Consider the following 13,844-nt stretch of genomic DNA (forward strand, 5'->3'; position numbering starts at 1 on the left):
AAATTTTATATATTTCGAGGAGGAATAAACAATGTCAAAAGTAATTGGTATAGATCTTGGAACAACAAATTCATGCGTAGCAGTCATGGAAGGTGGCGAACCAGTCGTTATTGCGAATGCAGAAGGTGCTAGAATTACCCCTTCCGTCGTAGGTTTTTCAAAAACTGATGAACGTTTAGTTGGACAATTAGCTAAACGTCAAGCTGTATCCAATCCTGACCGTACAATTAGTTCCATCAAACGCTACATGGGTACAGACCATACAGTAGCAATTGATGACAAAAAATATACACCACAAGAAATTTCTGCTATGATTTTACAAAAACTTAAAGCCGATGCAGAAGCTTATTTGGGCCAAAAAGTAACAAGAGCCGTTATCACTGTACCTGCATATTATAATGACAGCCAACGTCAAGCGACTAAAGATGCTGGAACCATTGCAGGTCTTGAAGTACTTAGAATTATCAATGAGCCAACTGCAGCAGCCCTTGCTTATGGTATTGATAAAGGCAATGATCATACTATACTTGTATTTGACTTAGGTGGCGGTACCTTCGACGTATCTATTTTAGAATTAGGTGAAGGCGTATTTGAAGTAAAAGCTACAAATGGTAATAACCGTTTAGGTGGCGATGACTTTGATGAGCGCATTATGAAATGGTTTATTTCTGAGTTCAAAAAAGAAAATGGTATTGATTTGTCCAAAGATCGTATGGCTGAACAACGTTTACGTGAAGCAGCTGAAAAAGCAAAAATTGAATTATCTGGCGTAATGACAACAAATGTTAACTTGCCATTTATTACAGCTGATCAAACTGGTCCTAAACATTTAGATCTTAACTTAACAAGAGCTAAATTTGATGAATTAACTGCTGATTTAGTTGAATCAACGATGGGACCAACTCGTCAAGCAATGAGCGATGCTGGCTTATCACCTAAAGATATTGAAAAAGTAATCTTAGTCGGCGGATCAACTCGTATTCCTGCTGTACAAGAAGCGATTAAAAAATTCTTAGGTAAAGAACCTCACCGTGGTGTAAATCCTGATGAATGTGTAGCTGTAGGTGCTGCTATCCAAGCTGGTGTACTTGTTGGTGAAGTAAAAGACGTATTGTTACTTGATGTAACTCCTCTATCCTTAGGGATCGAAACATTAGGTGGCGTATATACTAAAATCATTGAACGTAATACGACAATTCCTACATCCAAGAGCCAAACGTTCTCAACTGCAGCTGATAACCAACCTTCCGTTGACATCCATGTTCTACAAGGTGAACGGGAAATGGCTGCTTACAACAAAACATTGGGTCGTTTCGAACTAAAAGATATTCCTCCAGCACAACGTGGTGTTCCACGCATTGAAGTTTCCTTTGATATTGATGCCAATGGTATCGTTCATGTATCTGCTAAAGATTTGGGAACTGGTAAAGAACAAAACATTACCATTACCTCTTCAGGTGGCATGAGTAAAGAAGATATTGAACGTATGGTTCAAGAAGCAGAAGCTCACGCAGCAGAAGATAAAGCACGTAAAGACGAAGTTGAAACTCGCAATAATGCTGATTCTTTAGTATATCAAGCTGAAAAAGCGATTAAAGATGCAGGCGATAAAGCTGATAAAGATTTAGTTGCAAAAGTACAAAGCGCTGCCGATCAATTGAAAGAAAGCCTTAAAGGCACTGACAATGAAAAAATCAAAGCAGATACTGAAGAGTTGACTAAACCATTATATGAAATGACAGCTGCTATGTATAAAGAAGAGCAAGAAGCTGCTCAAGGACAAGAAGGAACTCAAGAAGCTCCTAATGGTGAAAAAATTGTTGATGCTGAGTATAAAGTCGTCGATGACGAAAAAAAATAAGTCTTAGTCGGTAAAATGAATTAACATATGTTTGGCAGGGAGGTTTTAATTCCCTGCCAAATACTATATAATTGATAGCTGAGGTTGTTTAACCGCCAAAACACTCTATCACTCTTGTGATACTGTGTGTTTTTGTGGTTCAACTGTTTTTCTGTTTAGAAATATAAAGTGTTTAGGATGGTGTAATGTGAGTAAGCGTGACTATTATGAAGTATTGGGCGTTAATAAGAATGCGTCTGATGATGAAGTGAAAAAAGCATTTCGTAAAATGGCTCGTAAGTACCATCCAGACGTAAACCGCGATAATCCAGAGGCTGAAGCGAAATTTAAAGAAGTCAATGAAGCCTATGAAATTTTATCCAATCCTGATCGGCGTGGACAGTATGACCAAATGGGACATGCAGCCTTTGATGGCAGTGGCGGCGCTGGTGGTTTTGGTGGATTCGGCGGTGGCGGCGGCGGTGGTTTTAATGATATATTCGACATGTTCTTTGGCGGGCAGGCAGGTTTTGGCGGTCGTCAAGCGGGTCCTGAAAAAGGTTCTGACCTACGTCATGACATGGAGATTAGCTTTGAAGAAGCCGCTTTTGGGGTGGAAAGAGAGATACCAGTCGGTAGAACTGAGGATTGTAAAACATGCAGTGGCTCAGGTGCGGCGGCTGGAACTCATGCTGAAACTTGTAGTCAGTGTAAAGGAACAGGACAAATACAAGTGGCTCAAAATACGCCTTTTGGCCGGATGATTAATACACGGACATGTGATCGTTGTCATGGTGAAGGCAAGATTATCAAAACGCCATGTAAAGATTGTCGTGGAAAAGGTACAACCCGCGTAAGTCGTAAAATAAAAGTTAAAATTCCTGCGGGGGTAGATAATGGTTCAAGATTGAGAGTCACTCATGAAGGTGAAGCTGGTATGCGCGGAGGCCCTCCAGGAGATTTGTATGTTTATATTTTTGTAAAAGCGCATAAACTATTTACACGTGAAGGTAATGAGGTCATTTGTGAAGTACCAATTAGTTTTGTGCAGGCAACTCTTGGTGATGAAATTGATGTTCCTACACTTGATGGTAAAGTACAGCTTAAGATTGCAGAAGGTACACAATCAGGCACTGTTTTCCGTATCAAGGGTAAGGGTATTCCTCATCTCAGAGGTAATGGACGTGGTGATCAGCATGTGAGAGTCAAAGTTCTTACGCCACAAAAATTAACTGATAAACAACGTGATCTTTTGCAGGAATTTGCAAAGGCAAGTGGCGAAAATGTCAATCCTGAACAAAAGAATTTCTTCAAAAAAGTGAAAGATATTTTTGGAGGGGCGTAAGAGTAGGAATTTAAACACTAAGATTACAAGGGCGGTTTAGAATTGACCGCTCTTTGTGTCTTTAAAGAAATCAGAAAATCTAACATTTTCTTGATTTCAAGCAAGGGTAACTAAGGCTTGGTGGAAGTCGAGTTTTCTTTGAATAAAAATAGGGGGCGATTGGTATGAAATGGGCTGAAATTAGTATTCAGACTACGCATGAGGCTGCTGATATGGTGGCCAATATTTTTCATGACTTAGGTTCAAGTGGTGTGGTCATCGAAGATCCTGAGCTTGTTAATTCATACCTTAGATCTGGACGATGGGATTACTCAGATATTCCCGAAGAAGTCAATACTGAAATTGTAGTTGTAAAGGCATATTTACCTGCCGATGAACATCTTGATGAAAAGTTAGGTCAATTTGAGGAAGAAATTCAACAACTTGTTTCCTATGGCGTTGATAAAGGTTCAGGGATAACGGAATGTCGTGAAGTGATGGAAGAAGACTGGGCATCATCGTGGAAAGAGTTTTTCCATCCAATCAAAGTCGGACAACGGATTGTGATTAAACCTTCTTGGGAAGAATATGTGGCAACGGATGAAGATCTGGTAATTGAACTTGATCCAGGTATGGCTTTTGGTACGGGAACACATCACACCACCGCTATGTGTTGCCGAATCTTAGAAGATGTAGTAGAACCAGGTCATGTGATTTTTGATGTTGGTACAGGCTCGGGAATTTTATCAATTGCGGCTGCTAAGCTTGGTGCTGGTCGTGTACAAGCAGTTGATTTAGATCGCGTTGCAGTGCGTGTTGCCAATGAAAATGTAGGGATCAACAAAGTTGAGGATATAGTTCAGGTAGCTCATGGCGATTTATTGACAGGTTTCTCAGGAAAAGCCGATATTGTGATTGCTAATATTATTGCTGATGTTGTGATTATACTTCTTGCTGATATTCCTGCACGCTTAAAAGATGATGGTATTTTTATTGCTAGTGGTATTATTACTGAACGTTTGAGTGATGTGACGTCAGCCATGTTGGCACAAAATCTCATTATTGACAAAGTGGTTGAAGAAGGCGGATGGGTTGCGATTGTGGCTCGCATGGGGGGCAACTGATTTGCGCCGATTTTTTATTGAGACTCCGTTAGTTGCTGAAATGTCGATTCAAGGTTCAGATGCTCATCATATGAGTCGAGTGCTCAGATTGCAAGTAGGCGATCAGGTCATTGCTGTATCACCAGATGGTAGTGCAGGAGTAAGCAAAATTAAAAGTATTGGGACTGATGAAGTCATTCTTGTTTTACAGGAAATTCTTCGTGAAGATAAAGAAGCACCAATTCATGTTGATTTGGTACAAGGATTGCCTAAAAGCGATAAAATGGATTATATTGTACAAAAAGCAGTGGAACTTGGGGTAAGAAAAATTTATCCTATGGAGGCTGAACACTCAGTTGTTCAATATGATCAAGCTAAAAAGAGTAAGAGGCAGGAACGGTGGCAAAAGATTGCTGTTGAAGCCGCAAAGCAATGTGGTCGTGGAGTTATACCAACAGTTGAGCCTGTTACAAGTTTGGCGAATATAGTAACAAAAGTTGATGCTGACACCCTTGTGATCATGTTATATGAAGGGCAGGCCGCCCAAGGGATTAAAGAAGTGTTAACTAGGAATAAAGCGACTCATTATCTGCTCATTGTCGGACCTGAAGGAGGGTTCAGTGCTAAAGAAGTTGCTCTCTGTCAAGATCATGGTGTTTCGATTGTAACACTCGGACCACGCATTCTACGTACAGAGACAGCTGCTTTAGCTGGAGTATCAATTGTAATGTATGAATCTGGCGATTTGGGGGGTTGATTGTGCCGCGAGTTGCATTTACTACGCTAGGGTGTAAGGTAAACCAATTTGAAACAGAGGTTATGGAAGGTCTATTTAAACAGCGTGGTTATGAAATCACTTCTTTTGATCAAGTTGCTGATGTATATGTGATCAATACTTGTTCAGTGACTCATTTGGGTGAACGTAAGTCACGTCAGCTTATTAGACGAGGGATTAGGCTCAATCCAGAAGCCATTGTGGCTGTATCTGGATGTTATGCGCAAGTATCACCTGAAGAGATTGAAGCCATTGAAGGCGTAAATGTCATTGTAGGGACTCAAGATCGTCATCGGATTGTTGAGCTTGTTGAAGAAGTGGGACAGTCAAAAGGCATCATGAATATTGTGACCAATATTATGAATGCTGATCATTTTGAAGATATTCCTTTATTTGATACACCAGGACGAACAAGAGCGTTTTTAAAAATACAAGAAGGTTGTACAAATTTTTGTACTTATTGTATTATTCCTTATGCGCGAGGTCCTCTTCGGTCGCGCCCTCTCGAAAGTATAAGAAGAGAAACTGAAAAACTAATTGCAGCAGGATTTAAGGAAATAGTATTAACAGGAATTCACCTTGGTGCTTATGGACGTGACTTAGAAGGCACGATTACCTTGGTAGATGCCGTCAAGGCTGTGTTAAGTGCTGAAGGGCTTGTACAGTTGCGCCTAGGCTCTCTAGAGTCCATTGAAATCTCAGATGAATTGATTGAGATGATCAAACAAGATGAGCGGCTCTGTCCGCATTTACATTTGCCTTTGCAAGCTGGCGATAATCAGGTATTGCGCATGATGAACAGGCATTATACGTTGGCAGAGTATCGAGAGCTGATACATAGTATTCAAGAAAAGATTAAAGATATTGGAATATCCACAGATATTATTGTAGGATTTCCTGGGGAAACCTTGGAAATGTTCGAAAATGCTCTGGGGTTTGTTGAAAGTATGGATTTTTCACGGATGCATATCTTCCCTTACTCTCGTCGCAGTGGCACTCCTGCCGCAAAATATGTTGATCAAGTACCTGAGGATGAAAAAAAACGTCGCGTGCAAATGATGCAAGAATTGGCTGAAAAAAAAGCCGTTGAATTTCAAAAGAAATTTATTACTCGTCAGTTGACCGTGCTATTTGAGCCTGAGCATGATGGTCTAGTTGAGGGCTTAACAGGTAATTATATTAGAGTTTATGCAAATGCAAAGGATGTTGTACAAGGTAAACTTTATAATGTTCGCATGGAAAAATTATATCGTGATGGTTTGTGGGGTACTATAATCGATAAAGACGACTTGATTCAGACGGAGTGTTAACTCCAGCTGAATCTTAGTCGCCCTTATCCAAAGAATTGTTTATTGGGTTAAATTTTCCTGCAAAAAAGATTTTTCATTGCAGGAAATCTGTAAAAAAAACCGAATAAATTGTGATATAAACTTATAATATTATTCAGACGATTAGTACAAAGTAAAATTTGAAGGGAGGTGTTGTAGTATGCCGCAGGAATGTATATTTTGTAAGATTTCGGCCAAAGAAATACCAGTACCAGTTATATATGAGGATGAGTATATCATTGCTTTTCCTGATATTAAGCCAGCTGCGCCAGTCCATGTTTTAGTAATTCCCAAAAAACATATTGCCAATCTCCTGGAACTAACGTCTGATGATATAATGCTTATGGGCCATGTTTTATCTACCATTCCTAAGATTGCCACGAAGCTCGGTTTAGCTGAAGATGGCTTTCGATTGGTAGTAAATACAAAAGATAATGGTGGACAAACGGTTCATCATTTACATTGGCATATTTTGGGTGGAAGATTTATGACTTGGCCGCCAGGTTAATATTGACAATGTATATCTTGGTCGTGTATAATCTTTAGGTGTATGTAAACGAAATACATTTCCCCGTAACGGTCCGAGTGGAGGGAGGGATATCAGATGTCAGAAGTTAAAGTAGGAAAAAACGAAACAATTGATAGTGCACTCCGCAGATTTAAGCGTACTTGTCAAAAAGCCGGCACCCTTGCTGAAATAAGAAAGCGCGAACATTATGAAAAACCGAGCGTAAAACGCAAGAAAAAATCCGAAGCAGCACGTAAGCGCAAGTTTTAATTAAGGATTTTTCACGTTTCGGAGGTATTTATATGTCTCTTAAGGAAAAATTGACAGAAGATATGAAGCAGGCTATGCGGGATAAGGAAAGCGGTAAGTTACGCCTTTCTGTCATCCGTATGGTACGCGCTAACATAAAAAATGTCGAGATTGATCGTAAGCAAGAGCTTTCTAATGATGAAGTTTTAGACGTGTTGGCAAAAGAAGTAAAAATGCGTCGAGATGCAGTGGAAGAGTTCAATAAAGGTAATCGACCTGATTTGGTTGAAAGTCTTGAACAAGAAATTGTTATTTTGATGAATTATTTACCTGAGCAGTTAAACGAAGCTGAAGTTCGCACTTTAGTTGAGAGTGCTGTGGCGGAAACGCAAGCGGTCAGCCCTAAAGAAATGGGCAAAGTAATGGCTGTTCTTATGCCAAAGGTCAAGGGACGTGCTGATGGCAAACTCGTGAATACTATCGTACGAGAAATGCTAAATCAATGACTAAATCCGGTACTTATTTTTTAATAAGTACCGGATTTTAATTTTTTCCTCACTTATCATCATATAAGTGAGTTTTTTTAATAATCTGTAGTATAATGAAATTAACTGGAATTTAAGTTAGTTTTTGTATAAAGATAGACCATCGAGTATAAAATGGGAGTGATGACTATGCGTCACATCATAGCAGTGTTTATTTTGTGTATTATGATGAGTGGGGGAATAAGCGAGAAGATCGTCTTTGCCAACCCCCAGCCAGTGATTGTCATTCATATTAAAGGTGAGATTGATGGTGGGCAAGCTGCCTTAGTAAAACGTGCAATGGTTGATGCAGAAAGTAAACAAGCTAAGGCTATTCTTGTGGAAATGGATACTTTTGGTGGACTTGTTGATTCGGCTGTTCAGATTCGGGATATGATCAGTCAAACGCCAATCGAGACCATTTGTTACATCAAAAATCGTGCCTGGTCAGCGGGTGCTTTGATTGCCATTGCTCATCAACATATTGCGATTGCACCAGGAGGAAGTATTGGTGCAGCAGAGCCTATACCGACGACAGAAAAAACCATTGCTGCAGTGAAAGCAGAGTTTTCGGCAACGGCCAATCAAAAAGGACGTAATGTTAAAGTCGCAGAGGCCATGGTTGATAAGACTCTCGGATTTCCTGGATATGCACAGCCAGGACAAATCTTAGCCTTGGCTGATTATCAAGCCATTCAAGTTGGTTATGCTGATTTATCAGCCGCTGATCGTAGTGATGTGCTTAAGTATTATGGTTTAGCAGATTATGAGATACTCGACTATCAGCTTGGTACACAAGAAAAATTAGCAGGATGGCTTACGGATTCAACAGTAAAATCTTTATTATTATCCGTAATATTTTTAGCAATTTTTGCTGAAATTAAAACAGCGGGTATGGGAGTTGCGGCGGTTATTGGTTTGTTCGCTGCTTTGTTATTTTTCGGTAGTCAGTGGTTGACGGGTGTGGCAGGTTGGCTTGAGTTGATGTTGTTTATCAGTGGAATTTTTCTTATCCTAGTTGAATTGTATGTTCCTGGTTTTGGATTTTGGGGTATCAGTGGGATTGGTTGCATTGCGCTGAGTTTATTTCTAACCTTGGGTGGAAATATGGCCGCTGTGACCATGTTATCTTTTAGTTTGGTTATAGCAATCATTGCTTTTCTTGCCATACTAAAATTTTTGCCATCAAGTCGATTGTGGACAAAAATAATTCTGAATGAAGTGGAAACAGTGCAGGCTGGTTTTACAAGCAGTCATGATTATAGTTCATATCTTGATCGGGAAGGTATTGTAGTCAGTTTATTACGACCAGCGGGTGTGATTGAGATTGATGGAGTGCATCTTGACGTTGTATCAGAAGGTCAGTATATTGAACCAGGTATGAAGGTAAAGGTGGTGAGTGTGAACGGAAGTCGAATTCTTGTCCGTCGTGTATAAATAGAATTGAGGAGGGTTATCGTTATGCTTGGAATCATTGGACCTATATTCTTTATGTTATTATTTATTATAGGAATTAGCGTGTTTTTGCATTTTGTTCCATTAGGGTTGTGGATTTCGGCCATTGCTGCTGGAGTGCGTGTTGGTATTGTGACTTTAGTAGGTATGAGGCTTAGACGTGTGCCCCCTGCCAAAATTGTATTACCTTTGATCAAGGCCAATAAAGCAGGGCTCGATGTGACAGTTAATCAACTAGAAGCTCATTACTTGGCTGGTGGTAATGTAGATCGCGTGGTAGATGCTTTGATTGCCGCTCATAGGGCCGAAATTCCTTTGCCTTTCCAACGAGCTGCTGCTATTGATTTAGCCGGTCGTGATGTGCTTGAGGCTGTCCAGATGAGTGTTAATCCTAAAGTGATTGAAACGCCAATTGTTGCTGCTGTAGCTAAAAATGGGATTGAACTTAAAGTAAAAGCGAGAGTCACGGTGCGAGCTAATATTGATCGCTTGGTCGGTGGTGCTGGTGAAGCGACAGTCTTAGCTAGGGTTGGTGAAGGTATTATCACGACAGTTGGTTCTTCTGTTGATCACAAAGATGTACTCGCTAATCCTGACCATATTTCAAAAACAGTACTCGCAAAAGGACTTGATGCAGGAACGGCATTTGAAATTTTGTCGATTGACATTGCTGATATTGACGTTGGGCGTAATATTGGTGCAGAACTTATGACTGACCAAGCGGAAGCTGAAAAACGCATTGCTCAAGCCAAAGCTGAAGAACGTCGAGCTATGGCAGTTGCTAATGAACAGGAGATGAAAGCATATACCCAGGAAATGCAGGCTAAAGTCGTTGAAGCGCAAGCAGAGGTGCCGCATGCTCTCTCCATTGCTTTGCGAGAAGGTCGCATTGGAGTAATGGATTATTATAATATGAATAATATTACGGCCGATACTCAAATGCGGGAAACCATTAGCAAATCCGGACCGGCAGTGGCAAATCCATCAACTGAATCCAAAGAACCGCGGCGATAGGTGATATGATGGATACATTACTTACTTTGCTAATCATGGGGATATTGTATGTAGTACCTAGAATATGGAAAACATATCTTGAAAAAATAAATAAAAATCAAGAAGTACCTGTCTCTGGTTTACCTGCAGTTAGCAACGGATCTTCCCAAGAAGAAAAAATATCAAAACCTGCGATCCATATTTCTGAGTTGCCATTAGCTGCAACTTCTAAAGGGATACAAAATATTTCGAATCAAGAGGGCGAAAAGTCAGCATGGCATGGCAAAGTTGATCATAACATGCTTGTAAATGGTGTGATTTTTGCTGAGATTCTGCAACCTCCTCGAGCATATAGACCTTTCATAAAACGATAAAATAGATATAAAAATAACAGGGAAAATAATCCCTGTTATTTTTATATCTATTTCGTACATGATAATGAATAATAGCGTCTATGCAAAAACGCCCATTTGCGTTATACAAAATAAGTGTAATACCTTTAAAGGGGGCAGATTTATGGATGCAGAATATAAGGGTCGATTAACATATGCAAAGGGTACGTCGGTAGAGTTCGTTGTAGGTCCGAATCAAGATGTTGATTTTGGTGATATTTTAGTTGTTGAGGGAAAGAATAATGATAAGTTTTATATTAGAGCATATGATTTTAAAGTAAAATCTCGTTGGTCTGGCCTGAATGGTGTTGGTTATTTGATGAGTAAACTTGATGAAAATGGTCAGGTGGAAAATCAGGAAGATCTAGATTTTTATTTAGGTGGAAATCATACTGTAAAAATTGGTATGGCTGAGCAGCTTTGTTATGCAGATGATAGTGGACAATTATTGAATCCTAAGACTTGTCCGGATTTTTTCTGTCAAGTTCGAACATTAAGCCCTCAAGATACAAGTTTGCTCAATGAAATGAAAGGTGATTTGGAAATTGGATTTTTGAAAAGCGGACGTGGTGTGTTAAATTTGCCTATAGGTATTTATGGTCATCAAGCCATCACGGAGCATATTGGAGTATTTGGTACGACGGGGTCCGGGAAAAGTAATTTGATAAAAGTATTGGCTAGTTCGGTGATTGACAATAAAAATTATGGATTATTGATCTTCGATGTGCATAATGAGTATTTTAAAGATTTATCATCTCATCCTATGGCTAAAGATCGTTTGGCTGTTTATCATACGGATAGCCAGAATTATGGTAAAAAAATTGCACTTAACTTTGCAGAAGTTGATGCTGATGATATTACAGCGTGCGCAACCTTTACTGAACCACAACTGGATGCGATTTATAAGCTTTCAGCGATATGGAAAGAAGATTGGATGAAATATGTACTGCAATATGAGGTTGCGGATATTATTGGGGAATTGGCTCATTGTACAGGAGAAAAATTCCACTCGCGAACCATTAGCAAAATCAAAAGTATTTGCTGGAATTTGGTGCAAGAACTTAATATTGATGAAGATGAGCAACAGGTGATACAGGAAATGCTTGCAGAACTCGAACAAGGTAAAGTCGTCCTTGTTGAACTTAAAAACATTTCACCTGTTGGCGAACAAGCTTTATCCACCTTGTTATCCAAAAAATTATTAAAACATTATGCAAGCAAGACTGAATATGAACGTAGCCAAGTTAAATCTGTTCTCACTGTCCTCGAAGAAGCCCACCGTTTCTTAGGGAAAAAGGAACAAAGCAGCAATAATGTATTTGCGCGTTTGGTCAGTGAAGCGCGAAAATTTAATTTAGGAATGTGTATTGTTGATCAGCAGCCACGTCTGCTCGCGGATAATGTTTTATCACAGCTCAATACGTTATTTATTTTAGGGCTAGCTTCTAAGGCGGATCGCACCAAATTAGAAGCCATGTGCCGCAAAGATATTTTAAGTCAACGTAATGAAATAAAAAACTTGGAATGTGGTGAAATGATTGTTGCAACAAATTATATGCGTTTCGCAGCGCCGGTAAAAGTCCATAAATTTGAAAATTTCTTAGCGCAGCGATCAATTGATCAGGGAGGATTTGTGCCCGTTGTATAAAAGTGTAGGAGTCATCCTACACTTTATTTTTTTGCATAAAATAAAGCGTAGGATCATACATTTTATATGGAGGGGGGAGTACTGTGCATAAAAATAAACAATGGCAAAGACTGGCAGGAATGCTTGAGATTCCCCAAGATATTGTGTTAGACTTACCGCGCATAACCATGCTTGGTAATAAACAATTGTTAATTGAAAATCATAAAGGTATTATTGAGTACACTCCTTCATTACTACGTATTAAATTAAATCAAGGTGAATTGATGATTAGTGGAAAAAATTTAATGCTTGGTAATTTGCAGCTTGAACAAATTTTGGTTGAGGGTACGGTGGGGGAAATTAAGTATGACATTTAAGTTGTTTAATTATATAACTGGTACGATTACTCTTAAGGTCAGTGGTGCCATGCCGGAAAAATTTATAAACTTATGCATGACTCATCAAAAAAGGTTACTGAGTATTAGTAAACACGATGAAGATTTTATTGTTTCTATGGGTTTATCCGATTTTTTTAGTATACGTCCACTTGTTCGTAAAAGCCAAAATCATGTGCAAGTCATTGGTTATGCAGGTTTACCTTTTCTTATCAGAAAAATTAAGAAGAGAAAAATGCTGGTTGCTGGTGGAATTGTTTTTTTGATGTTGCTGAATTTATTAATGTCATATATTTGGTTTGTTGATATTGTAGGTATAAAATCTATATCAGCTCAACAGATTAAGGATGTTTTATATGAGCAGGGATTAAAGCCAGGCATGTTAAAAGAGAAGATCAATTCGAAAAAAATTGAAAATCAAATAGTACGGAGTATTCCTGAGGTTGCATGGGTGAATATTGGGTTTACGGGTACACGTGCTGTTGTAGAAATTGTGGAAAAAACCTTGCCTAAAGCCTTAGATAAAGCACCGGCTGATATTGTTGCTGCAAAAGATGGAATTATTACTGAGGTCATTGCCTTAGCTGGAGAAAGTGTAGTGAAAAAAGGTGATACAGTTAAGAAAGGTGATTTATTGATCAAAGGGGTAGCATATGATGGGAAAACAATGACTCCAAATCATGTGAATACTGACCCTCAATTAATTAGAGCAAATGGCATTGTAAGGGCGAGGGTTTGGTATGAAGGTTATGGTGAGACAGAACTCATACAATTAAGTCATGAACGTACAGGGCAACAGTATATCGGTGTAAAAATACGTGTAGGAGATCGTACCATTGTTTTAAAAGAGGTTGCAGTTAGTCCGGATCAGCTTTTTGAAATTGAGGAGGTTAATAAAAAGCTTTTATCGTGGAGGAATACTGACATTGTTGTCGAATCTATCATAAGTACTTATTATGAAGTTGATGAAAAAACGATTCATCTCAGTGTAGAAGAAGCACGTGAGCAAGGGAAAAGTAAAGCACTAGCAGAAATTCAAGCACTTATTCCTGAAACAGCATATGTATTACTAAGGACGGTTGAGGTACTAAAAACACCAGAAACTAACTTGGTACGCGTCAAAGTTAATGTAGAAACAGCTGAAGATATAGGGCAGTTTATGAATGTACAGTGATATAATGAATCGATGATAGCTAAATTATATTGCTTTTGGAATAGGACGAGTGGTAATGGGGAACACTTATCCTACTTAAGTATGGTAGTGTTTTCCTTTTAATTTAATCTGTATGCATTATGGTTGTGTTTTTTCAGAATGCTGCTAAGTGGAGTTG

Annotated in this window: 14 protein-coding genes; all 14 read left to right on the forward strand. The window is 39.0% G+C overall.

Annotation, left to right across the window (positions count from 1 at the left end):
• Positions 1–31: 31 nt before the first annotated feature.
• The 14 genes from dnaK (at position 32) to yqfD (ending at position 13,687) form a co-directional block, all read left to right on the forward strand.
• On the forward strand, positions 32–1,861 hold the full coding sequence (gene dnaK / locus ACAN52_RS06710) for a molecular chaperone DnaK (RefSeq protein ID WP_378953763.1): 1,830 nt from the start codon (positions 32–34) through the stop codon (positions 1,859–1,861).
• Between the two features lie 187 nt (positions 1,862–2,048).
• The gene (gene dnaJ / locus ACAN52_RS06715) at positions 2,049–3,185 is read left to right on the forward strand and encodes a molecular chaperone DnaJ (RefSeq protein ID WP_378953764.1); all 1,137 of its coding nucleotides are present in this window, start codon (positions 2,049–2,051) and stop codon (positions 3,183–3,185) included.
• A 164-nt stretch (positions 3,186–3,349) separates the two neighbouring features.
• Positions 3,350–4,288, forward strand: coding sequence for a 50S ribosomal protein L11 methyltransferase (gene prmA / locus ACAN52_RS06720; RefSeq protein ID WP_378953766.1), 939 nt, complete (start codon positions 3,350–3,352; stop codon positions 4,286–4,288).
• A 1-nt stretch (position 4,289) separates the two neighbouring features.
• Positions 4,290–5,024 carry a 16S rRNA (uracil(1498)-N(3))-methyltransferase gene (locus ACAN52_RS06725; protein WP_378953767.1) on the forward strand — a complete coding sequence of 245 codons (735 nt, stop codon included), beginning with the start codon at positions 4,290–4,292 and terminating at the stop codon, positions 5,022–5,024.
• A 2-nt stretch (positions 5,025–5,026) separates the two neighbouring features.
• Complete coding sequence (gene mtaB, locus ACAN52_RS06730; RefSeq protein ID WP_378953769.1) at positions 5,027–6,352, forward strand: tRNA (N(6)-L-threonylcarbamoyladenosine(37)-C(2))-methylthiotransferase MtaB; 1,326 nt, start codon at positions 5,027–5,029, stop codon at positions 6,350–6,352.
• Positions 6,353–6,530: 178 nt separating this feature from the next.
• Positions 6,531–6,878 (forward strand): histidine triad nucleotide-binding protein, encoded by a 348-nt coding sequence (locus ACAN52_RS06735; RefSeq protein ID WP_378953770.1) that lies wholly within the window; start codon positions 6,531–6,533, stop codon positions 6,876–6,878.
• A gap of 96 nt (positions 6,879–6,974) precedes the next feature.
• Positions 6,975–7,148: a 30S ribosomal protein S21 gene (gene rpsU, locus ACAN52_RS06740; RefSeq protein ID WP_007936555.1), complete on the forward strand. Its 174-nt coding sequence runs from the start codon at positions 6,975–6,977 to the stop codon at positions 7,146–7,148.
• Positions 7,149–7,180: 32 nt separating this feature from the next.
• Positions 7,181–7,633, forward strand: a complete 453-nt coding sequence (locus ACAN52_RS06745) for a GatB/YqeY domain-containing protein (protein WP_378953772.1) — start codon at positions 7,181–7,183, stop codon at positions 7,631–7,633.
• Positions 7,634–7,801: 168 nt separating this feature from the next.
• Complete coding sequence (locus tag ACAN52_RS06750; RefSeq protein WP_378953773.1) at positions 7,802–9,088, forward strand: nodulation protein NfeD; 1,287 nt, start codon at positions 7,802–7,804, stop codon at positions 9,086–9,088.
• 24 nt (positions 9,089–9,112) lie between these two features.
• Positions 9,113–10,120, forward strand: a complete 1,008-nt coding sequence (gene floA, locus ACAN52_RS06755; protein WP_378953775.1) for a flotillin-like protein FloA — start codon at positions 9,113–9,115, stop codon at positions 10,118–10,120.
• A gap of 5 nt (positions 10,121–10,125) precedes the next feature.
• Positions 10,126–10,473 (forward strand): hypothetical protein, encoded by a 348-nt coding sequence (locus ACAN52_RS06760; protein WP_378953776.1) that lies wholly within the window; start codon positions 10,126–10,128, stop codon positions 10,471–10,473.
• 142 nt (positions 10,474–10,615) lie between these two features.
• Positions 10,616–12,139 (forward strand): ATP-binding protein, encoded by a 1,524-nt coding sequence (locus ACAN52_RS06765; protein WP_378953778.1) that lies wholly within the window; start codon positions 10,616–10,618, stop codon positions 12,137–12,139.
• 83 nt (positions 12,140–12,222) lie between these two features.
• Positions 12,223–12,495, forward strand: coding sequence for a sporulation protein YqfC (yqfC, locus tag ACAN52_RS06770; RefSeq protein ID WP_378953779.1), 273 nt, complete (start codon positions 12,223–12,225; stop codon positions 12,493–12,495).
• Positions 12,485–13,687, forward strand: coding sequence for a sporulation protein YqfD (gene yqfD / locus ACAN52_RS06775; protein ID WP_378953781.1), 1,203 nt, complete (start codon positions 12,485–12,487; stop codon positions 13,685–13,687). Before yqfC ends, yqfD begins: the two co-directional genes overlap by 11 nt.
• Positions 13,688–13,844 lie beyond the last annotated feature (157 nt).

It is taken from the genome of Pelosinus sp. sgz500959 (assembly GCF_042610375.1).
Lineage (GTDB): Bacteria > Bacillota > Negativicutes > DSM-13327 > DSM-13327 > CTSoil-075.

Excerpts from the sequence above, each read along its gene's own strand:
- dnaK (WP_378953763.1), top strand. The coding sequence starts at position 32 with ATGTCAAAAGTAATTGGTATAGATCTTGGAACAACAAATTCATGCGTA.
- prmA (WP_378953766.1), top strand. The coding sequence starts at position 3,350 with ATGAAATGGGCTGAAATTAGTATTCAGACTACGCATGAGGCTGCTGAT.
- ACAN52_RS06735 (WP_378953770.1), top strand. The coding sequence starts at position 6,531 with ATGCCGCAGGAATGTATATTTTGTAAGATTTCGGCCAAAGAAATACCA.
- rpsU (WP_007936555.1), top strand. The coding sequence starts at position 6,975 with ATGTCAGAAGTTAAAGTAGGAAAAAACGAAACAATTGATAGTGCACTC.
- ACAN52_RS06745 (WP_378953772.1), top strand. The coding sequence starts at position 7,181 with ATGTCTCTTAAGGAAAAATTGACAGAAGATATGAAGCAGGCTATGCGG.
- ACAN52_RS06750 (WP_378953773.1), top strand. The coding sequence starts at position 7,802 with ATGCGTCACATCATAGCAGTGTTTATTTTGTGTATTATGATGAGTGGG.
- floA (WP_378953775.1), top strand. The coding sequence starts at position 9,113 with ATGCTTGGAATCATTGGACCTATATTCTTTATGTTATTATTTATTATA.
- ACAN52_RS06760 (WP_378953776.1), top strand. The coding sequence starts at position 10,126 with ATGATGGATACATTACTTACTTTGCTAATCATGGGGATATTGTATGTA.
- ACAN52_RS06765 (WP_378953778.1), top strand. The coding sequence starts at position 10,616 with ATGGATGCAGAATATAAGGGTCGATTAACATATGCAAAGGGTACGTCG.
- yqfD (WP_378953781.1), top strand. The coding sequence starts at position 12,485 with ATGACATTTAAGTTGTTTAATTATATAACTGGTACGATTACTCTTAAG.